Below are 19,470 nucleotides of genomic sequence, written 5' to 3' on the forward strand. Positions count from 1 at the left end.
CGGTTATTCTACTCTCGAAAGAGCTTCTATTCGCCCAACTTTGGATGTAAACGGAATCTGGGGTGGCTATATTGGCGAAGGCGCGAAGACGGTGCTTCCCGCAAAAGCCTTTGCTAAGATATCGATGCGACTGGTGCCAGATCAGGATTGGAAAGAGATTACCGCCCTTTTCAAAAGGCATTTTGAAAAAATTGCGCCCGATGCGGTTACGGTGCAAGTAAAACCTCATCATGGTGGGTATGCCTATGTAACGCCTATCGATAATGATGGTTTTAAGGCAGCCAGTAAAGCCTATGAACAAACATTTGGCAAGACTCCAATTCCGCAAAGGAGTGGCGGTAGTATTCCGATAGTTTCTTTATTTGAAAAAGAGCTGAAAAGCAAAATTATCCTGATGGGCTTCGGACTCGACACCGACGCCATCCACTCTCCAAATGAACATTTTGGAATCTGGAACTACCTGAAAGGAATTGAAACCATTCCATATTTTTATAAATACTTTACAGCTCTGAAAGAGGAGGAATAATGCATATAAGTAGGTTAAACCTCACAAGTTTTAAAAACCTGTGAGGTTTCTTATGCAATCGTCAGACTTTTTTGACAAATTTCGTCAGGATCACGATTTGTTGTCCTTCCACTTTTCCTTCAATCTGCTCCGGATTATCATGCACCAGCGAAACCCTGTGCACCGCAGTACCCCGTTTGGCGGTAATGCTGGATCCTTTTACATTAAGATCTTTGGTGAGAACAACTGTGTCTCCAGCTTCTATTACCACTCCGTTGCTGTCTTTATGCACAATTTCTTCAGCTTTTTCATCAGAACTTTCACCAGATTTTGCCCAGGCTTTTAGATCTTCGTCCATATACATCATATCCAGTAAATCCTGCGGCCATCCTTCAGCACGTAAGCGGTTAAGCATTCGCCACGAAACTACCTGAACTGCAGGAACCGTATTCCACATACTGTCATTTAAACAACGCCAGTGATTCGGCTCCACTTTTTCAGAATCTTCAATTTGTTCCAGGCAGGTGGAACAAACCAGAATACACCCTTCTTCACCTTCTACCGGAGACGCCGGTACTTCGTAAACCTGAAGATTTTTAGTATTTCCACACAACTCACACCTGGAGCCGCTTCTTTGCTGTAATTGTTCCTGTAATTCCATTTCTTGATTTGAATACGCAAAAGTAAATGAATCGGATAGATTTTTACGATAAACTTACAACAGGTTTGTTTACGGAAAATGCTACAAACTGAAAGCACTAAGTTTCCAGTACTTTATAATTTCTAAATCACATGAATGTCGAAAATGGCCATTTTAAGAAGATGGCTTTAAAGTTTAAAATTTGTGACTCTGAAAGATTAAATTTCCACCTGTATGTCGCTCTTTTTAAACCTCTCATTCGAAAAATTTCTGCAATAAAATTCAAGTTAGTGGTAACTACGCATACACAATTTGTTTGTCACACCTTTTTTTCAGCACTTAATATACCTTCGTTGTAGATAAAGGAATGGATGTCCTTTGAATGGTTTAATAATCTTTAAAGGTATTAGTAATTATAGTCTATTTATAAAACCTTTCTCAATTTATCATTATTGAAAAATAGAATAATATGAACTTATATTTAATGATCTTTCTGATTTGTTGTCTGGTAGTGGTGGTCTTTCTAACGGTTTATTTAACATTAATACCAATTAAAAATCTAGAAGCTTTTGGAAATTTTATAAAGAAGATTATTGAAGTTCTTCCTATATCGAAAGTTGTAGAAGCTATATCCAAAAATGTTCCCTCTTCAAAAGAAAAAATCAGAGGAACTTAATTGCATTTTAATGTTCTATTTTAAGAATTTATTGTTTTATCCATAATTAAGTGGCAATTATAGGTTTCCAGTACTTTTATAATTTCCAAATCACCTAATGATTGTCGAAAATTGCCATTTTTAGAGTATGCCTATAGACTTTAAAATTCGCGTTTCTGAAAATTAATCTTCGTAATTTTAAATTCTTCTGAACTTTCCACTCTCCACTTCAAAACTCAATTCCCTAAAATCCGTTCTCCCAGGTCTGCCAGTAACTTTTTAGCATCGCTCCTGCCCTTTTTCACTTCCCTGGCTCTTATCGTTCCATTCTCCGGAATAAGTTCGTAACTAAACACGAAGTTTTCATCTTTGGAAGCAAGGCTTAATGTTCCAAAACGGAGATCATTAAAAAACAATTTTCCGTCTTTTTCTGAAATAGTGTACCAGCCATTACTGATATCGATAAGCCGTTGCACATTTTTATCATTTTTTAAATCGCCCAATAAATGATGATTTTTGGGATATTCGTAATACTGAACAGGCTGCGAATCAAAAAGAGAATAATCGCCAATCAGAAATTTATCTTCCAGTTTGACATTCGCCGTCCAGAGGATAGTATTTAAGGGAGCCGGTTTTGTTTCGATATCTTCATAGGCAATTCCCTGGTTGTCCAAAGAATCTGTAAATTTTCCGAAGGTATAAGCCTTCAGCATTAAAGTAACCACCAGTAAGTAAAAGCTGCTTATACGAAGTCCCCAATAATTAAGTTTACGCCTTTCAGGAGAAGCTCTTTTTTTCCGCATTGCAAGAATAAGAAACACGAGAAATGGAAGCGTATAAAGCGGATCGATCACAAATATATTCTTATATGCCAGCCGTAAATCCAGTGGCCAGAAGAGCTGAGTTCCCCACGTGGTATGTGCATCGAGTAACGGATGCGTGACCAGACCCCAGAACATCAACCTGGACCAGTCTTTCCAATTGGCCTCAGATTTTCTTTCAATCTTTGAAATTAACCAGCCGAAAACAGGCGCAAAAAGAATCGAGAATACAATGGAGTGACTAAAGCCACGATGGATTTCAATAGCCGTAATTGTATCGGTAAAGTAGCCCACAAAGGTATCCAGATCTGGAATTGTGCCTGCAATAGCACCGTAAAGCATAGCTTTGTTGCCGACTTTCTTGCCCAGTACCACTTCTCCTACAGAAGCTCCTAATACGATTTGTGTTAATGAATCCAATGTTTTTGTTCGTTGTTTGTCGTTTAATGTTTGTTGTTCTTATCGGTTGTCGGTTCTTAGTTGTCATTTGATGAATCAGGCTGAGCGTGCGAAGCCAATCCCATTTCACACTTCGTCAAGCTCAGGGTGACAACGGAATTCCGAACAAAGAACTCCAAACTACAAACCACTAGTCGTCTACAATTTCCATCTTTCTAAGCAAAAATGAGGCGTTCATATTTTGGCAAATTCCGTCTTTAAACTGGTAATCGAAATTAAGTTCGTCGTTAATTATTTCAGCATCAAAGTAGTGATTTTTCACCTCTGGTAATTCCGCAGAAATTTCGCAAAGGCTCAGGTCGTGGGTAGCGATAATTCCGGTGGAATGGGATTTTACCAGTTTCCTCACGAATTTTTTACTTCCTGTAGCTTTATCGGTACTGTTCGTGCCCTTCAGGATTTCGTCCAGAATGATAAAATAGCGGTCAGTTTTTACTTTGTCTACAATAAACTTCAGTCGTTTTAATTCAGAAAAGAAATAAGACTCATCATCATTAAGCGAATCGCTGGTGCGCATGCTGGTAATCAATTTAATCGGCGAATACGTACATGCTTCAGCACAGACCGGCAGCCCAATATTGCTCATCACAATTTGCAGGGAAACGGTACGCAAAAAAGTACTTTTCCCGGCCATATTTGCCCCGGTAATGATAAAAAATTCTTCATTATTAATATTAAAATCGTTCGCAACTCTTTTTTCAGGGTTTAGAAGCGGATGCGCAAGGTTTTTTGCTACAATCCCCGAATTCTCACTATTAATCTTCGGAAAAACATACTGCGGATGGTTAAAAGCAAAGTTGCCCAGCGAATTATAAGCATCGGTAAATTCTATAATTTCGAACCAGTTCTCCACATTTTGCCGATAATTGCCAATCCAGCGCTCCAACTTATAAGACTGCTGTAAATCCCAGAGCAAAAATCCGTTGGCAAAAAAGCCGAATAACATATTATTCCGCTGATCGAAAGCATCAATAGCCTTGGAAAACTTCCTGAAGATCGCTGAAGCCTTTTCTTTCTCAGAACGGATCATATTTTGGTTCTTTTTGAGGATTTCAGAAGTAAATTCTTCATCTTCAATAAGCCCCAGCAGCCTGTGATACTGGTGAAAAGTATCCTGAACCTTGCTCACACTGCCGGAAAGCAAATTTATCCTCTTCAGAAAATATCCCGTAACGAGAATCCCCACCAAAAACCACAACAGCAGGTGAATTCCTTTGATGAAATCCAGCGCATAGGCTAAAATGGCAATTATCGATATGATGCTGAAGACCAGAGGTAGCCATTTCATTATTGCAGGTACGAAAAACCGGTAATTCCTGAACCAGTCCAGGACCGTCGCAGATGCGGTCTCGGTTTTTACCAGTCTTGCTAATGCAGTAAATTCCTGCCGCCAAACCGCCTTTTCACTGAGTTCTTTTACAGCTTCCTGCTTATGTTCTATACCTTCAATGGAATTTTCTTTCAGTATTCCCGTCAGTTTTTTGGTTCCCTCGTGCAAAGCAGTACGGTTGAGATATTGAAAAAAACTACCTCTTCCAAAAAGATCAATATCCTGACTGTAAGGATGTTCAGGATCGTCGTATTCACTTCCTGAAGGTAAATCCTGAAAGTTTCGCGTCTTTAAAATATCAATTTCGGTTTCGTTGATCCTGATAAGTTCCTTCTGTTTATCGCTCTTTTCTTTAATATCGCTATGCCTGGAAACAAGAAATAGGAAGATCGCGATCCCGCCGATAATTACCGGAACCATTGCATTTATATTCCCGAAGAAATAATAGATTCCGAAGCAAATCGCCAGGAAAACCAGCAGCCTGATAAGGCTGGAAAACAATAGTTTTTTGGAAAGTACAGCTAACTGCTGCTCGTGATTACTTTTTTGATGAGTATAAAATTCTAAAGTATTTTTCATTCTAAATTTTCCAGTTCTTTTCGTTGTTTTCCGGTTAGTCCCGTCACAACGAGATCATAGGAATGAGTGATTAAATCAAAGATCATTTCAGGCCTTAGCCTACCGTCTAAAATTAACGTATTCCAATGCTTCTTACTCATGTGATAGCCCGGTAAGATATTTTCTTCATGTTGTTCCCGCAATTCCAGCGCTCTTTCAGGGTCACATTTTAGGTTTATTCTTAACGGAATTTCATCCAGAGAAGCCAATGCAAACATCTTGCCCATAACCTTAAAAACAAGATTATCGGGTCCAAAAGGAAGTTCTTCGGTCACCGCTTTTTTGGTGAGGCAGTAATTTCTAAAGGTTTCGATGTTCATATTGCCAGGTTTTAAGAGCGCAACCTATGACTTCAATTTCTTATTATCTTCGGCCTTTTTTAAGGTAAGTGCCGTATAATCCAGTTTCCAGCCGATGGTTTCCACGATTTTTTCCATAAGCAGGATTGTGCCCAAAGCTTCTTTTTTAGCCTGCTCAAAAAGTCCGCTTTCCGGGATTTTATCTACAATATGTCTTTTTGCATCGCGGTTAATATCGGTTAAATCTGAGGTGGTAAAAGGATTCGCCCAGCCTTCACGTTTGTCGTAATACTTGAAATCTGTTTCTACGGTAAGCAATTCCGGCTGCGGAAAATTAGTAAGAATGATCCGTTTCGATTCAGTATCGCTCTCCATACTTATTTTACTTAAATCGAAACCAATATGCGCCTTGGCATTAATAAGGATAATAGCTTTTTTCTTTCCAAGGAAAAGGCTTACATACCTTTCCTTTAGATTCTCGTAGTGGTAAATCTCAGCGAAATCGCCTTCTACCGTAATAAACTTGCAAACGCTACGGATTTTATCCATTAACACTACCGACTGCTCGCTGGTATTTTCCTTTGAACGGTTACTGTTGAATTTTGCAAAAATAAAATACGCAACCACCGCACCCACGGCCAGCCCGATAAATAAAAGCTCCATAATTAATTACCAATTTCTCCCAGATGTGTGAATTTAAAGCCTTTTTCATACTTGAGGCCATAGCCTAAAATACGATCAAAAGCCGAATGTGAAAACAAAATTAATCCTATTAATTGTAAAATTACGTTTTGCAAAGCGAAACCCACGATCCACAGCAAAATTGCCAGCCCTTTATGATGAAAAATGTTGTAAAAGAAAGCTCCGGATTTATTTCCTCCCACATACCCCAGCATTCCAAAATCTGGCGCAAAAAAGAGTCCGACAAACCACCACCAGGAAAGTCCCAGAAAGCTGAAGGCGTAAATGCCAAGCGCGAGCATCGCCATTTCTTCGAATTGTAAGGTAATTTTCATTAGTGCTGAATTTTATATAAAACCGGTTTTGCCGGGGAAGCGTCATTTTCAAAAGAGGCAATTTGCAGGTTGAGCAGGTATTCCCCGTCTGTAATATTGTTGGAAACATATATAAATTCGGTGATTGTAGCGTCCGTTCGGGTATTTTTCGGGTAATTCCAGAAGGCCTTATGCGCCAGCAATTTACCGCCGTCACGTTCTTTATCTACAGAAGGCAAATCGATAAGCAAATGTTGCACTACGCATTCCCTAATATACCGCGCTGCAGCTTCTTCCAGGTACGGCCAGTTGGTATTGGAATATTTTCTGCTCCGCTTTTCTATGTAATTGGGAAGTGTTCTAACGACCAGAGCTTCGGCTTCATTTTTGGCAATTTTCGACCTTAATTGCTCTTCAGTAATTATTGAATCCTCTCCTCTTTTTTCGGGTTCTACGGAAATTAATTTAGCTGTAAAAAAGAATTTTTTCAGGATTTGATTAATGCTGTGAAATTCCCGGGAGATGTGCCCCACACATTCGGTATGAGTGCCGTGCGCATGCGGATTGAACCGGATATTGTTGAAATTAACCGAAGCTCCCTCACTCACTTTCCCAACAAAATCCCCATCTCTTACCGGATTTATCTGGGGCGCCGAAAGATACCAGGCACCCGGATTCTTACTGTCCCCGCGTAAACCTATAGAAATATCCAGCGGCTTCGACAGGTCGATAGTGTAGGTTTTAGCATCATGATCAATTTTTGCCTTCATATGGCTAAATTAGGGAAGCTTTTTCACTATTTTAAATGATGAATTTTAAATTTTGAATTAAGGCCGGAATTCGGTTGTGAGTTGTGGGTTTTCAGTCTTAGTCAAATTTGAAAGTATGGAATTTAATGTCCCCCTGAGCTTGACGAAGGGCGGGTTTGAAAAGAGAGGAAAGTGGAAAGTTTCTTTTCCTTTTCACTCTTCACTTTTCACTTTTCACTTTTCACTTTTCACTTTTCACTAATCAAGATAAAACAAATCTGAAGCAATCCCGTCACTTAGAAATTTGCCTTTGGAAGAAACATGCAACACCTGGTTTCTATTTTCAAGCAGTTCCTTTTTTTGCAGCACCACTGCATTTTTAAGAAAGTGAGTTTTATATTTTGCACCAAAGAATTCTTCCACTTCAGTAATATTTACTCCAAACTGCGTTCGCAGCCGCGTCATTACATATTCATTGTACTTATCTGTAATCGTTAGCTCTTCCGTTTCCATAGGAAGTTCATTTTTTTCCAGTGCTTTTATGTAAAGTGAATTATTGCTCACATTCCATTTTCTGAAATTTCCGTCATACGAATGTGCCGAGGGGCCAATTCCCAGGTAAGATTTCCCCAGCCAGTACGCCGTATTATTTTGCGAAAAATAACCTTCTTTCCCGAAGTTCGAAAATTCATAATGCCGAAAATTGGCATTTTTAAGCATGCGCACCATAATCTCAAAATGTGCCTTTGCAGCCTCGTCGTCTACTGGTTTTATTTTCCCCTTTTCGATAAATTTATGCAGCGCCGTATTAGGTTCTACCGTAAGCGCGTAGCTGGAAATATGCGGCACACCAAGATCCAGGGCGATTTGCAGATTCTGTTGCCATCTTTCTGCACTCATATCCGGAATTCCGTAAATTAAATCTATAGAAATGTTTTCGAAATGTTTTGTCGCCAGCTGAATGCTTTTCAAAGCTTCTTCGGAATTATGTGCGCGGTTCATCAGCTTTAAATCTTCTTCAAAAAATGACTGTACGCCAATACTGAGTCGGTTAATTTTTGAAGCTTTCAGCATTTTCAATTTTTCTTCGGAAAGATCGTCTGGATTGGCTTCCAGAGTAATTTCAGGATTTTTAGCAACACGATAATTGGTAAAAATTGTAGTAAATATCTGCTGAAGTTCTTCCGAAGTCAGTAAACTCGGAGTCCCGCCGCCAAAATATATTGTCCTGATTTCCTTCTCCGGAAGTTCATTTTTCCGAAGTTTCAGCTCCCGACAAAGCATATCCACCAACTGATCTTTTTTCTTCATAGAAGTCGAAAAATGAAAATCGCAGTAGTGACAGGCCTGCTTACAAAAAGGAATATGGATGTAAATACCGAATCCCCTCCCAACCTCCCCGGAGGGGAGGAGCTTATCATTGATACTCTTATTGGCTGCCGTTTTCATGAATATTTCTTCTTATTCCCAGGAGCTATTCCCCCTTCCGGGGTTAAGGAAATTATTTTCTTAATGTGAAAAAAAGGCAATGTGAAATTCATTTTCAAATCTTCAAATTGGCACATTTTCAAATTATTTCACCTTCCCCGGATTTTGTTTTACAAACGCAGCCCAGCCGGTGTAGCTTTTTCCACCCACAACTTTGCCGGAATTGTAAAAATGGCAAACCGCAGCTGCTAGTCCGTCGGTTGAGTCGAGGTTTTTTGGTAAAGTTTTCAGGTTAAGCAAACTTTGAAGCATCTTGGCAACCTGCTCTTTGCTGGCATTTCCGTTGCCGGTAATGGCCATTTTAATTTTCTTCGGAAGATATTCTGTAATTGGGATTTGCCGGGAAAGACCCGCTGCCATCGCCACTCCCTGCGCCCGGCCCAGCTTCAGCATAGATTGTACATTTTTTCCGAAGAACGGCGCTTCAATCGCAATTTCATCAGGATGAAAGGTGTCGATAAGTTCTATCGTACGCTCAAAAATCAATTTCAGCTTCACGTAAGGATCGTCGTATTTTTGAAGCTGAAGCTCATTCAGTTGCAAAAACTGCATTTTTTTATCTTCCACTTTTATGAGTCCGAAACCCATAATTGTCGTTCCCGGATCTATACCTAAAATTATTCTTTCGCTCTTCAAAATTGCTCTTTTCGGGGTGAGGCTGTGGGAAATTGTGTATTTTCGAACAGCTTCACAAAGCTAAGGAATTCTGTTTTGTTACCCCTATTTTTAGACCCGCATTAAAAATTGCCAAATGCTGCTAAGTATCTTTATTTTTATCGCAGTTTGTTACCTGGTTTTGATAATCACCCTTATTTACGGCTGGAACCAGGTTCCTGAATTTAAAACTGAACATTTTGAGCCGAAAATTGGCTTTTCCATTATAGTTCCTTTCAGAAATGAAACTGAAAACCTTCCGGATTTACTAGAATCGCTTTCCAAACTGAAATATCCGGCTTCTAAATTTGAAATTTTACTGATTAATGATGCTTCTGAAGATGATTCGGTCAAAATATGTTCAGAATTTCAGCTCGAACACCCAAACCTGAAGATTAGCATTCTTGACAACGAATTATTGACAGGGTCACCAAAAAAGGACGCGTTAAAGCGGGGCATCGAAAATGGCAATTATCGGTATATAGTCACCACAGACGCCGATTGTGTTGTGCCTAAACTCTGGCTACAAACCTTTAACGATTTTATCCTAAAAACTGATGCCGATATGATTTGCGCACCTGTTGGTTTTAGGAATTCTAAATACAAAAAGCTGTTTCAGAAGTTTGAAGAGCTGGATTTTATGAGCCTGCAGGCCACCACCGTTGGCGCATTTGGGATAGAACAACCTTTTATGTGCAACGGCGCGAATTTGTGCTATAAAAAAGAGGCTTTTCTGGCTGCGGAAGGTTTTTCCGGAAACGATAAAATCGCCAGTGGGGACGATATTTTTTTACTTCAGAAATTTCAGGAAAAAAAACTGAAAGTTGAATTTTTAAAGTCCGAAAAAGCCATTGTAGCAACAAAACCTCAGCAGACATTGCCTCAGCTTATCTCGCAGCGGGTGCGCTGGGCCGCAAAAGCCACTGCCTATAAATCTACATTTTCGAGGTTTGCCGGATTCAGTGTTCTGCTAATGAATGTCTCGCTAGTTGTAGCGGCATTTTTGGTGCTTTTTGAACAACTTCCGGAACAGCCGATTCTTATAATTTTCCTGCTAAAATTTAACGCCGACTTTATCCTGATCTTCCTGGCTGCGAAATTCTTTAAAAAAGAACTCCTGATGCGCAATTACTTTTGGTGCAGTATTGTTTATCCCTTCTTTTCCGGATTTGTAGCCTTAAAATCGCTGTTTTCTGGATTTGAATGGAAAGGAAGAAGGTTTAGGAGCTGAATGCTTCTTTATAGCTTTAAGCTGTAGGCAGTAAGCTTTAAGTTACTATTCTTAATGACAAATTTGGAATTAATACCGCTTATGAAATCCCGGCCGTGAGGTTGACTAATTCCATTCACTCTTTTACTCTTTCACTCTTTTCCTTTTTTAAAGAGAAACAGACAGCAAATCTTCCCCAAGCTCATGGATGGCCTTTTCGATTTGTTTGGCTCGTTCTTCAGAAGCATTGGCTTTTCCGGTAGCATACTGTCTCATTAAAGAAGCGTTAATTCCTGCTTTTTCGGCAATAGCAGAAATTTTTACCGGCAAAAGCTTGAAAAAGGAAGGAATATCTAAATTATATTCGAAACCGTCCATTGCTTTCACGTCCCCAAGCCAATCCTCTTCCAGGTCTTCAGACACTTCCAGATAATCTGCAAAGGCTTTTTTTAAATTTAGTTTTAAATCTTCCAGAGATTCTCCATAGGCCGATACTCCGCCTGGAATATTTTGGGTACTCCCCCAATACGTTCCATCCTCTGCTTTCTCCACATAAACCTTTACTGCGTTTTTCATCACCACTATTTTTTATTGGCCGCACTACTTAAGTCCAGCCTGCTTTAGAATTGAATTACACGTTCCTTTCGGAATATCTTTTTTAGGATGTGGTATGGTCACAATTCCTTTTTTGACCGGATGCTTAAAATGGTGATGGCTGCCTTTTGTTCTAACTAAGTACCATCCGTCTTTCCTTATAACTTTTATTAAAGCATCCGACTTCATTATACAAAATTATAACAAAAGTGTTATGTGGCAAAATTTATTATAAAAAGAGCAAGTTTTTAAGAAGGCTTGGTTCCAATTTTAAAATTTGCTTAGCTTCAAGCTATAGGTGTTCTATATCTCTTCCCAAAAGATCTCCCGCAGAGAACGGGATTGCCGCAGACACCAGTCTTCTTAAGAATTACTTTTTACTCATTTACTCATTTACTAGTGAAATTTCTTAAACCACCAATTCGCGAATAGAATCTCTCACAAAAAATCTCCCGCAGAGAACGTAGATTTTCGCAGACCCCGCATCCTTAAACAATTACTTTTCACTCCTTCACTCTTTTACCAATATTCCGTAGATTGTCAAAAAAAAGCTATGAATTATTACGTCTTAAAATATCAGCTTCAGGAAAATTATCTTAAAGATCGCGGGAAATACCGTACTGAACATTTAAATTTGGCAAAGGAAACTGCCCAAACCGGAACGCTTGTTTTAGCCGGAGCCATGGACGATCCTGCAGATGAGGCATTGCTGATTTTTAAAGCTCTAGATAATGCTGCGGCAAAAACATTCGCTGAAAAAGATCCATATATTAAAAACGGACTAGTAAAAGAATGGAGTGTAAGAAAATGGAATGTGGCAGTAGGAGATACGCAATAGCTAACTTCCACCCCGTCCTTCGGACACCCCTCCGGCGTAGGGGAACAATTATCTGTTGAATTATTCTGCTTTGACTAAAATCGGCATTTTAAAAGCTGTTTTTACCGGAATGCCACGTTTGCTGGCCGGATAAATTTTGGGAAGGGAATCGATACTCTGGTAAAGCCATTCTTTAATTTTTGGTAACTGATTTGTAACCGTGGTATCTACCGCAATTGAATCCAACCGGGGTCTGCCTTCTTTGCTTACTTCCAGGTATAAAAACAAGGTGTCGTCTATACTCTCTGTAACCACCGGCTGTTGTTTGGCAAGGTAAGCGTAGATATTTTCAGCGACTTTCCTTTCGAAACAGTTTTTCGCCTGTGCTAATTCTGTTTCCTGCTGGCAGTCTTCAAATGCCGGGTATTCGTCGACTTCTTTCCAGTTGAGCATTTTGGATTCCTGGTCCAGAACCTCTTCCGAAGAAATCTTTTTTGTCTCGAAATTACAGGAAGTTAAAATAAGAAAACTTAAAATTAGCAGTAAACTTCTTTTCATTACAAATTGGCGATTGACTTTGAGCAAAAGTAATGAAAATGAGGTTAAAGCCGGAAATGTAAATGTAACGTACCACTAAACTTTAAGCTTATTAGCTATTACCCGAAGAACCTAATACAGTTTTATCTATCCTGTTCCCATTCTTGTCGTAGCTGTATAAATAAATTTCCTTTCCGGATTTGACCGGCAAATTAACCGTTTCACCCTTTTTGACTATAGTAGTAAAATAAGGAACCTTATTGTGATAATCGGTTTTATAAAGTAATTCGCTGGCGTAAAAAAGAGCAACCTGCACATCAAAATCATGCTCATTTTTATATTTAAAATTTGATTCCCACAGAGAAAAATCTAAAGATTTGTTATTTAGTAAATGATAATCTACAGACCTTAAACGATAGTCACTCAAATCATTACTGCTCAATAAGATATAATCTTCATCAAAATATTTGCGGTAGTAGCTCAGGTGGGTCTGACTAATGGTTAAGGGATCAATTTTGTATTGGCTCTTCAACACTGTAGCCATGCGACTATTGCCATTCTTAGTAGGTTTTTCAAGGATATGGGCAATCCCTGCCAGAACCAAAACTTTATCCCTGGGGTGTTTTTCAAGTGTTTTTTCAAAAAGATTCTTTGCCTGGCTAACTTCACGATTTTTTGCACTAATGTCATCATAAGCTACAAATTCATAACCCAAAGATTTTGCTTCTCTAATTAAGTTGCTGAAATTTTGTTCACTGGTGTAGAATCCGGTTTTTAATGTGGGATATCCCCCTTCCTGATTTAATATGCTATCCTGGTTGGCTCCCAGACCTTCCAGAGCTAGCTTATTGTAGCCTATTTCCTTTAGTTTTGGCAATATTTCTAAAAGGAGCAGCCTATGATTGGGATAAAAATGATTCTCATTAATCATCACAACTTTATGCCGGCCGGCTTCTTCAATAATTAAATTTATTGCTTCTGTATTAAAGAGGGCGGCCTTTTCGATTTTGTTTTTTACGGAATCCTGAGGAGTATAATTAGCCTCATATTGATCAAGTAATTCTTTATAGATTAAATTTTCACCTAAAAAAGAAGCATAGGTAATTTCCATTTGAAATTTTGTCCATTCTTCAGCTTTATCATAAGCCGGAAATTGCTGTATTTGATCTAAAGCATAATAGAATTTATTAGATTCGTTGTATTTCCTTACAATCTCCATGACAGAAGTAATATTTTTCCTATATCCCTCACCAATTTCCAGACTATTAAAGGTAGCGGCCAAATCATTTCTTAAAGGATTAGCCGAGCTTTGGTTCAAAGGATTACCGATAAAATGGATTCTCTTTCCCCTGGATACGGTGTCAAAAACAATTAAATTCTTATTATCATCTGAAAAGTTTCTATTTCCGATGGTGACAAAAAATTCGTAAGGAGGAAAATTGGTTCTACCGTAAGCGAGGATTTTATTCTGAAAGTCTATTGAAGAATGTTGAATGATTTTCTTTAGTTCCTTCCTGCTTCGTACAAAATCAATATCGGCAGGAGTTTTAAAATAGATTCCCAGGGAATCATTTATAATATGTAAACTGTAATTATTTATGTACCTGTTATTTTGAAAATTTTGACTGATTTTCGGACTACAACCAGAAAATGAAACAATTAAAATTAAGGTGTAAAATATTTTTTTAAGTTTATCTATCAACATTACAGTTATTTTATGAATCAAGGGTTTTCAATACTTCATTTTTAGTCCAGTCAAAAGCCGGTTAGGATTTTCAGCTAAAACCTTCCGGTAGTTTTCCATCGTTGCCTTATAGTTCCCATTTGCTCTATAATATTTGGCAAGTTTTAGAAAAGTTGCTTCGGAAGCTTCAGCATATTTTCCCATCGCATATAAATTATCTGAAATAGCAAGGGCCGGAATTTGTGCCCCGGCCCCGCAGGCTGTTAAATAAATAATGAACAAAAGAAGAACCTACTCATTTACCTGAAATACTATTGGTAGCGAATACATCACGCCGACCGCTTCTCCGTTCTGCCTTCCCGGAGTCATCACAGGAAGGCTTTTAATGACGCGCTCGGCCTCTTCCTCAAGTTCAGGTGCGGCTGCACGAGACCTAACCTTCTGTATAGTCCCGTCTTTAGCTATTTTAAACTGAACAATTACACGGTTTGTTCCCTTAAGGCCCAATTCTTTACCCAGGTCTGTATTGAAATTATTATTCAGGAATTCCGTGATTTTCTGAGACGTACATTGTTTTCTTTCCTCGTTGGATTCGATACCTTCACATCCTGGAAAGGCCGGAACTTCTTCTATGACGGCATAAGGAAGGTCCCCTTTATCAATATGTGAAGATTTGGTTTTGTCATCATTTCTTTGCATGGTAATATTTGCTTCAGACTTATCCGGATTTTCATGCCAGCGTACCGATTTATCACCATCTGTAATTTCAACAATATTGTATTCGGGATTGCCAGAGGCTTGCGTAATAGCTTCTGTCATTTTCTGACTTTCTTCAGAAGTTAAATTTTCAAGGTCATTGACCTCCAGGTAAAGTACCCCTTCTGTTACCTGCTGAGTCTGAATTTCCTCAGCAGCTTTGTCTTCAGAACATGCCACATAAGTGAGCATTACGGTCATTAGCGGAATGAGGAATAAAAACTTGAATTTTGAAACTGTTGTTGATTTCGATTTTTGTAACATAACGATTCGTTTTTTGATTAATGAATGATTAAAAAATTGATTGATGAATGAAATACTCTGCGTGTTAAACGCGGTGTTGAGCAGCTGCTCATAATAATTTTTCTTCCCGGCGGCTTTAACCACTTCTTCATCGGCTATAAATTCGTGCAGGCCGGCAATCCTGGATTGGTAGATGTAAATGAGCGGATTAAACCACAAGACAATCTTAAGTAATTCGAAAAGCATCAAATCCAGACTGTGTTTTTGTCTTACATGCACCAGCTCATGAGAAAGGATCTGCTGTTTTTCTTCTTGGGAAAGTTGATCGCCCAGAAAAACAGTACTAAAAAATGTACAGGCCACATTGGATCCTGGAATCTCAATGATCCTGAAATCTTTTTCTTCTGAAATTTTTCGAAACCTGAACATCTTGTTCAGGCTATTGTATTTTTTCAGAAACAGGATGAAGCTTACTGAAAGACCGATACCGTAAACTACCAGCCACCAGTTGATATTTGTGGCCTCTTCTGCAGTAACCATTGCCGCGGGCATGGTTTCCGTAGTTGTCTCACCTCCAATTACTACCGCCGGAAGCATAATTCTTGCGTTTTCAGGCACTGCTGCTGCGAGAAAATCCAACTTCAGTAGTGGCAAAAGTATTGCAAGAACCGGAGTAATTAGTAAATACCACCTGTTGTAATTAAAGAAAGTCTCCTTTTTTAGCAACAGCTCATACGCCAGCAAAAAGCAAAGCTGAAAGAATAATATTTGTAATATATAGTGTAGCATTACGAGTCTTTTTTATTGATTTCCTTTAAAATCGCCTCAAGATCTTTGGTGCCCATTTCGTTTTTCTTCATAAAGAAAGACACCATGCTCTTAAAAGAGCCATTAAAATAATTATTGATAAGCTTGTTCATGCTTTGATTGCTATAGGTCTCCTTCTCCACTATAGGAAAATAGATATAGCCTTTCCCCTTCTTTCTATGATCTACAAATTCCTTATTTTCTAAAATCCTTACAATTGTAGAAACCGTGTTATAAGCCGGTTTTGGCTCCGGTAATTCTTCAATTATTGCGGCAACATTAGCTTCTTTTAAACTCCAGAGAACGTGCATAATTTCTTCTTCGGCCTTGGTAAGTTGTTTCATTGTGACTAATTTTTAGAATCTGTAAAGCATAAATGTGAAATTATTCGCTATTTGTATAAATTATTATTGATCACTAACTTATTTGGAGGATCTTTATATTTTTCTATCAGCAAATTTCTCTGCCGTTTTTTCCTTCTTGAAACAAATAATAGTGGAATTCCAATTCCTCCTTCTATTGCACCTGTACCCACTAAGAAGCTTCCTATAATACCTCTAAAAGCACTTTCGTGACCTTCAGACTCAACGGGAGTGGCAAAAGTCGCAACGCCTAATCCAATGCTTATTGCAGCCAAAGAAGTTAATACTATCCCTACTACTTTATTAGATTTCCGTCTCCTCTCAGCTTTTAAAATATTTCTAAAATCTTCATTTATTTGATGTTCGTCATTATTAAAATTAGAAGTGTCTATTCCAAATTTTGAGATTTTACTTAACTGCCTTTTGTTTAATTCCTGACCTGAAATTTGAAAAGAAATTAAAATAATTAATGCTGATAGTATAATCTTCATATCTTAATGCTGTCTTCTTATAGTAATTTAGAAAGTACTATAGTGCTAATATAAACTAATTATTTAGTTTTAACTAATCAATTAGTTAAAAAAGGTTTTCGTCTGTAGAAAAAAAAATTGCACCTCTTTGCTACCTGTTAAATAAATTCCAAAAATTGAGCAGGATACGATATTCCGTAGAAGAACATTTAAATTAGGGAAAATGAGTAAATCGAAACAGATATTCTGAAGATCAAGATTGTATAGAAACAAAGTAATATGAAAAAAATAGTCACTTTAACCGCTAATCCCGCTTTGGACATTTATTCTGAAGTAGAAAAGGTAGAACCCGAGGTAAAAATGCGCTCTGAGTCTCCAAAAAAAGATCCCGGAGGAGGAGGCGTAAATATTTCGCGGGTTTTGCACCGTTTGGGGCAACCAAATAAAGCAATCTATACCTGCGGCGGATTTACCGGTGATATTTTTGCTAAACTCCTGGACGATGAGCATATAAACCACGAACCTTTTACTGTAAAGAATGATTTACGCCAGAATTTCGGGGTTTTCGAAAATTCCACCGGAGAACTGTACCGATTCGGCTTTCCGGGAGCGGAACTGGAAGAATCTGAAGCTACAGCACTTCTCGAAAAACTGGAAAAAAGCCTTGATGACACCGACTTCCTGGTTGCCAGCGGAAGCCTGCCGCCGGGAGCTGGAACTAACTTTTACGCTAAAGTGGCCAGAATAGCGCAGGAAAAGAAGGTGAAATTTATCCTGGATACTTCAGGAAAAGCTTTAGCCGAAGGTTTAGAACAGGGGGCTTACCTGGTAAAGCCTAACCTGGACGAACTTCAGGATCTTACAGGGCAAAAAGCAGAAACAGAAGAACATCGAAAAGAAATGCTTCAGAAAATACTGGATAATTATCCTGTAGAAGTGGTGGTACATTCCCTTGGTCCCGGCGGCGCTTTCCTTGCGACAAAAAACGGGATAAAGCACTTTCCGGCTCCTAAAGTTAAAGCGAGCAGCTCTATTGGCGCAGGTGATAGTATGGTTGCTGGAATTGTTTACAGCCTTGCCAATAAAAAGTCGCTGGAAGAGGCAGTACTTTTTGGTCTTGCCTGTGGTAGCGCCACATTAATTTCTCCGGGAACAGAGCTTTTGAAAAAGGAAGATGCCGAAAGACTTTACAAGGAGTTACGGGAAACGCAAAAACAACTAAGCAAATAGAAGTCCGAAAATGGCAATTTTCGACCTCTTGCTTTGGTATACATTTCGGGAAACAATTAATTTTATAAGCATCCTTCAGAAAAGATCAAACATTAAAAACAAACAACATGGCAAACGAACTTCCCTCTGCGCTTAAAAATGCAGCGGAATTAAAAGAGAAATTCAGAGTTAATAAACCTTTACTTTTCCTCGATTTTGACGGAACACTGGCTCCTATAGTAGAAAAGCACGAGGACGCGGCAATTTCTGAAGAAATGCGGGACCTCGTGAATAAGTTATCACGGGTTTATCCTACAGCAGTTGTGAGTGGGCGCGGAATGAAGGATGTGAGTCAGCGTGTAAAATTACCTGAACTTTACTATGCCGGCAGCCATGGTTTTGAAATTTCGGGTCCCGGAAATTTCTTAAAAGAAAATGACGAAGCACAAAAAGTACTGCCGATATTTGACAAAATTGAGCCTGTACTTCGAGAGAAGCTGAAGGACATAAACGGAGTTGATTTTGAACGAAAAAAATTCACGCTCGCCATCCATTACCGTCAGGTAAATGAGAGTCAAGTTTCCGAAGTGCACCACCGAGTTTCTGAAATTCTTAAAGATTATAGGGAATTATTAAAAGCCGATGGAAAAAAGGTGATTGAAATTCGCCCCGCAATAGACTGGCATAAAGGGAAAGCCGTAGAGTTCCTGAAACAGCAATTGGGCGAAAAAGACCAGAATTTTTCAGTTTATATTGGAGATGATGTTACAGATGAAGATGCCTTTGAGTATGTAGAAGACGGCCTTGGAATTCTGGTAGGTGACCACGGAAATAAAACTTATGCAGATTATTCCCTGGAAAACATTGATGAAGTGAAAGAATTTTTTAAACTTCTCCTGGAGAAATAGGTTTTAGCCTTAAATAAGTCTCTCAACAACTAATGGACATTATACTTATAAGTATTGCCGCTATTTTAATAATCACAGGAATTATAGGGAGTATTTTACCCGTTTTGCCCGGTGTTCCCATAAGCTGGCTGGGGCTACTTGTTTTCCACCTGGCACCGTCTGTCCCTATGAACTACTTGTTCCTGGTAATAAGTCTAATAGTCGCTGTGATAATTTATGCTCTCGACCTAATTGTTCCTGCTATGGGAACTAAACGCTTTGGCGGCAGTAAAGCAGGTATGATAGGCACTACTATTGGTTTAATTGCAGGAATTATCGCGCCAATTCCGTTCGGAATTCTAATTGGACCTTTTGTGGGTGCCTTTATTGGGGAGCTCGTAAATAAAAGTAATTCAAAAACCGCTTTAAGGGCCGCTTTCGGATCTTTTATCGGTTTTCTGGCTTCTACGTTTATGGAATTTGTAGTCGCTTTTGTTTTTCTTGTTCTTTTTATTTGGAAATTGTGGGATTACCGAAGCCTGATTTTTACTTAATATCAGGTTTGCTTTTTCTTCTGAAGAATCTATTTCAACATCCCTGTAAAAATGACAATTTTCGATTAAATCCGCAAGAGGGATCCAGCCACTACAGCTAGTGATTCACTCTTATGGAGAACTAAAC

24 protein-coding genes are annotated in these 19,470 nt (G+C 38.7%); 7 read left to right on the plus strand and 17 right to left on the minus strand.

Annotated features, from left to right (window positions below; all coding sequences use genetic code 11):
- A partial coding sequence (locus tag RM529_RS08555; RefSeq protein ID WP_311484392.1) for a M20/M25/M40 family metallo-hydrolase occupies positions 1–526 on the plus strand: 526 nt, incomplete at its 5' end.
- 61 nt (positions 527–587) lie between these two features.
- Here RM529_RS08555 and RM529_RS08560 read toward each other — a convergent pair.
- The 8 genes from RM529_RS08560 to hemW form a co-directional block, all read right to left on the minus strand.
- Positions 588–1,166 (minus strand): PhnA domain-containing protein, encoded by a 579-nt coding sequence (locus RM529_RS08560; protein WP_311484393.1) that lies wholly within the window; start codon positions 1,164–1,166, stop codon positions 588–590.
- An 870-nt stretch (positions 1,167–2,036) separates the two neighbouring features.
- A complete protein-coding gene (locus RM529_RS08565) occupies positions 2,037–3,041 on the minus strand; it encodes a metal-dependent hydrolase (protein ID WP_311484394.1) in 1,005 nt (334 codons plus the stop codon).
- 169 nt (positions 3,042–3,210) lie between these two features.
- Complete coding sequence (locus RM529_RS08570; RefSeq protein WP_311484395.1) at positions 3,211–4,989, minus strand: MutS-related protein; 1,779 nt, start codon at positions 4,987–4,989, stop codon at positions 3,211–3,213.
- Positions 4,986–5,348, minus strand: coding sequence for an MmcQ/YjbR family DNA-binding protein (locus RM529_RS08575; protein ID WP_311484396.1), 363 nt, complete (start codon positions 5,346–5,348; stop codon positions 4,986–4,988). Before RM529_RS08575 ends, RM529_RS08570 begins: the two co-directional genes overlap by 4 nt.
- A gap of 24 nt (positions 5,349–5,372) precedes the next feature.
- Positions 5,373–5,990 carry a DUF4230 domain-containing protein gene (locus RM529_RS08580; RefSeq protein WP_311484397.1) on the minus strand — a complete coding sequence of 206 codons (618 nt, stop codon included), beginning with the start codon at positions 5,988–5,990 and terminating at the stop codon, positions 5,373–5,375.
- A 2-nt stretch (positions 5,991–5,992) separates the two neighbouring features.
- Entirely contained in the window at positions 5,993–6,343 is a 351-nt protein-coding gene (locus RM529_RS08585) for a DUF4260 domain-containing protein (RefSeq protein WP_311484398.1), read from the minus strand.
- Entirely contained in the window at positions 6,343–7,092 is a 750-nt protein-coding gene (locus tag RM529_RS08590; RefSeq protein ID WP_311484399.1) for a cyclase family protein, read from the minus strand. The genes RM529_RS08585 and RM529_RS08590 overlap by 1 nt, the downstream gene beginning before the upstream one ends.
- Before the next feature lie 237 nt (positions 7,093–7,329).
- Entirely contained in the window at positions 7,330–8,448 is a 1,119-nt protein-coding gene (gene hemW, locus RM529_RS08595) for a radical SAM family heme chaperone HemW (protein WP_311484428.1), read from the minus strand.
- On the opposite strand from hemW, the gene RM529_RS08600 reads away from it, so the two are divergent.
- Positions 8,395–8,589 carry a hypothetical protein gene (locus RM529_RS08600; RefSeq protein WP_311484429.1) on the plus strand — a complete coding sequence of 65 codons (195 nt, stop codon included), beginning with the start codon at positions 8,395–8,397 and terminating at the stop codon, positions 8,587–8,589. The two genes, hemW and RM529_RS08600, sit on opposite strands and share 54 nt — an antisense overlap.
- Before the next feature lie 54 nt (positions 8,590–8,643).
- Here RM529_RS08600 and ruvC read toward each other — a convergent pair whose 3' ends face one another.
- Complete coding sequence (ruvC, locus tag RM529_RS08605; RefSeq protein ID WP_311484400.1) at positions 8,644–9,195, minus strand: crossover junction endodeoxyribonuclease RuvC; 552 nt, start codon at positions 9,193–9,195, stop codon at positions 8,644–8,646.
- 115 nt (positions 9,196–9,310) lie between these two features.
- Here ruvC and RM529_RS08610 point away from each other — a divergent pair, with 115 nt between their 5' ends.
- On the plus strand, positions 9,311–10,444 hold the full coding sequence (locus RM529_RS08610) for a glycosyltransferase (protein ID WP_311484401.1): 1,134 nt from the start codon (positions 9,311–9,313) through the stop codon (positions 10,442–10,444).
- A gap of 147 nt (positions 10,445–10,591) precedes the next feature.
- Here the strand turns inward: RM529_RS08610 and RM529_RS08615 are convergent, their stop codons facing one another.
- Entirely contained in the window at positions 10,592–10,999 is a 408-nt protein-coding gene (locus tag RM529_RS08615; protein ID WP_311484402.1) for a type II toxin-antitoxin system HicB family antitoxin, read from the minus strand.
- 24 nt (positions 11,000–11,023) lie between these two features.
- Positions 11,024–11,206: a type II toxin-antitoxin system HicA family toxin gene (locus RM529_RS08620; protein ID WP_311484403.1), complete on the minus strand. Its 183-nt coding sequence runs from the start codon at positions 11,204–11,206 to the stop codon at positions 11,024–11,026.
- A 364-nt stretch (positions 11,207–11,570) separates the two neighbouring features.
- Here RM529_RS08620 and RM529_RS08625 point away from each other — a divergent pair, with 364 nt between their 5' ends.
- On the plus strand, positions 11,571–11,855 hold the full coding sequence (locus tag RM529_RS08625) for a YciI-like protein (RefSeq protein WP_311484404.1): 285 nt from the start codon (positions 11,571–11,573) through the stop codon (positions 11,853–11,855).
- Positions 11,856–11,915: 60 nt separating this feature from the next.
- Here RM529_RS08625 and RM529_RS08630 read toward each other — a convergent pair whose 3' ends face one another.
- The 6 genes from RM529_RS08630 to RM529_RS08655 all read right to left on the minus strand — a co-directional run bounded on the left by RM529_RS08630 (position 11,916) and on the right by RM529_RS08655 (position 16,714).
- Entirely contained in the window at positions 11,916–12,392 is a 477-nt protein-coding gene (locus tag RM529_RS08630; RefSeq protein WP_311484405.1) for a hypothetical protein, read from the minus strand.
- A gap of 91 nt (positions 12,393–12,483) precedes the next feature.
- Positions 12,484–14,076 carry a hypothetical protein gene (locus tag RM529_RS08635; RefSeq protein WP_311484406.1) on the minus strand — a complete coding sequence of 531 codons (1,593 nt, stop codon included), beginning with the start codon at positions 14,074–14,076 and terminating at the stop codon, positions 12,484–12,486.
- Positions 14,077–14,103: 27 nt separating this feature from the next.
- Entirely contained in the window at positions 14,104–14,337 is a 234-nt protein-coding gene (locus RM529_RS08640; protein WP_311484407.1) for a hypothetical protein, read from the minus strand.
- Between the two features lie 9 nt (positions 14,338–14,346).
- Positions 14,347–15,843 carry a M56 family metallopeptidase gene (locus RM529_RS08645; protein WP_311484408.1) on the minus strand — a complete coding sequence of 499 codons (1,497 nt, stop codon included), beginning with the start codon at positions 15,841–15,843 and terminating at the stop codon, positions 14,347–14,349.
- Positions 15,843–16,205 carry a BlaI/MecI/CopY family transcriptional regulator gene (locus tag RM529_RS08650; protein WP_311484409.1) on the minus strand — a complete coding sequence of 121 codons (363 nt, stop codon included), beginning with the start codon at positions 16,203–16,205 and terminating at the stop codon, positions 15,843–15,845. The genes RM529_RS08645 and RM529_RS08650 overlap by 1 nt, the downstream gene beginning before the upstream one ends.
- Positions 16,206–16,252: 47 nt before the next feature.
- Positions 16,253–16,714 (minus strand): hypothetical protein, encoded by a 462-nt coding sequence (locus RM529_RS08655; protein ID WP_311484410.1) that lies wholly within the window; start codon positions 16,712–16,714, stop codon positions 16,253–16,255.
- 258 nt (positions 16,715–16,972) lie between these two features.
- On the opposite strand from RM529_RS08655, the gene RM529_RS08660 reads away from it, so the two are divergent.
- From RM529_RS08660 to RM529_RS08670, 3 genes are all read left to right on the plus strand, one after another.
- Complete coding sequence (locus tag RM529_RS08660; protein WP_311484411.1) at positions 16,973–17,923, plus strand: 1-phosphofructokinase family hexose kinase; 951 nt, start codon at positions 16,973–16,975, stop codon at positions 17,921–17,923.
- A gap of 107 nt (positions 17,924–18,030) precedes the next feature.
- Positions 18,031–18,810 (plus strand): trehalose-phosphatase, encoded by a 780-nt coding sequence (otsB, locus tag RM529_RS08665; RefSeq protein WP_311484412.1) that lies wholly within the window; start codon positions 18,031–18,033, stop codon positions 18,808–18,810.
- A gap of 32 nt (positions 18,811–18,842) precedes the next feature.
- On the plus strand, positions 18,843–19,343 hold the full coding sequence (locus RM529_RS08670; protein WP_311484413.1) for a DUF456 domain-containing protein: 501 nt from the start codon (positions 18,843–18,845) through the stop codon (positions 19,341–19,343).
- The last annotated feature ends 127 nt before the right edge of the window (positions 19,344–19,470 follow it).

Source organism: Autumnicola edwardsiae, from assembly GCF_031846505.1.
In the GTDB taxonomy this organism is placed as follows: Bacteria; Bacteroidota; Bacteroidia; order Flavobacteriales; family Flavobacteriaceae; genus Autumnicola; species Autumnicola edwardsiae.

Excerpts from the sequence above, each read along its gene's own strand:
- RM529_RS08585 (WP_311484398.1), bottom strand. The coding sequence starts at position 6,343 with ATGAAAATTACCTTACAATTCGAAGAAATGGCGATGCTCGCGCTTGGC.
- otsB (WP_311484412.1), top strand. The coding sequence starts at position 18,031 with ATGGCAAACGAACTTCCCTCTGCGCTTAAAAATGCAGCGGAATTAAAA.
- RM529_RS08655 (WP_311484410.1), bottom strand. The coding sequence starts at position 16,714 with ATGAAGATTATACTATCAGCATTAATTATTTTAATTTCTTTTCAAATT.
- RM529_RS08660 (WP_311484411.1), top strand. The coding sequence starts at position 16,973 with ATGAAAAAAATAGTCACTTTAACCGCTAATCCCGCTTTGGACATTTAT.
- RM529_RS08615 (WP_311484402.1), bottom strand. The coding sequence starts at position 10,999 with ATGAAAAACGCAGTAAAGGTTTATGTGGAGAAAGCAGAGGATGGAACG.
- RM529_RS08590 (WP_311484399.1), bottom strand. The coding sequence starts at position 7,092 with ATGAAGGCAAAAATTGATCATGATGCTAAAACCTACACTATCGACCTG.
- RM529_RS08560 (WP_311484393.1), bottom strand. The coding sequence starts at position 1,166 with ATGGAATTACAGGAACAATTACAGCAAAGAAGCGGCTCCAGGTGTGAG.
- RM529_RS08610 (WP_311484401.1), top strand. The coding sequence starts at position 9,311 with ATGCTGCTAAGTATCTTTATTTTTATCGCAGTTTGTTACCTGGTTTTG.
- RM529_RS08575 (WP_311484396.1), bottom strand. The coding sequence starts at position 5,348 with ATGAACATCGAAACCTTTAGAAATTACTGCCTCACCAAAAAAGCGGTG.
- RM529_RS08570 (WP_311484395.1), bottom strand. The coding sequence starts at position 4,989 with ATGAAAAATACTTTAGAATTTTATACTCATCAAAAAAGTAATCACGAG.
- RM529_RS08600 (WP_311484429.1), top strand. The coding sequence starts at position 8,395 with ATGAAAATCGCAGTAGTGACAGGCCTGCTTACAAAAAGGAATATGGAT.
- RM529_RS08580 (WP_311484397.1), bottom strand. The coding sequence starts at position 5,990 with ATGGAGCTTTTATTTATCGGGCTGGCCGTGGGTGCGGTGGTTGCGTAT.
- RM529_RS08630 (WP_311484405.1), bottom strand. The coding sequence starts at position 12,392 with ATGAAAAGAAGTTTACTGCTAATTTTAAGTTTTCTTATTTTAACTTCC.
- RM529_RS08625 (WP_311484404.1), top strand. The coding sequence starts at position 11,571 with ATGAATTATTACGTCTTAAAATATCAGCTTCAGGAAAATTATCTTAAA.
- RM529_RS08670 (WP_311484413.1), top strand. The coding sequence starts at position 18,843 with ATGGACATTATACTTATAAGTATTGCCGCTATTTTAATAATCACAGGA.
- RM529_RS08620 (WP_311484403.1), bottom strand. The coding sequence starts at position 11,206 with ATGAAGTCGGATGCTTTAATAAAAGTTATAAGGAAAGACGGATGGTAC.
- RM529_RS08645 (WP_311484408.1), bottom strand. The coding sequence starts at position 15,843 with ATGCTACACTATATATTACAAATATTATTCTTTCAGCTTTGCTTTTTG.
- RM529_RS08635 (WP_311484406.1), bottom strand. The coding sequence starts at position 14,076 with ATGTTGATAGATAAACTTAAAAAAATATTTTACACCTTAATTTTAATT.
- RM529_RS08650 (WP_311484409.1), bottom strand. The coding sequence starts at position 16,205 with ATGAAACAACTTACCAAGGCCGAAGAAGAAATTATGCACGTTCTCTGG.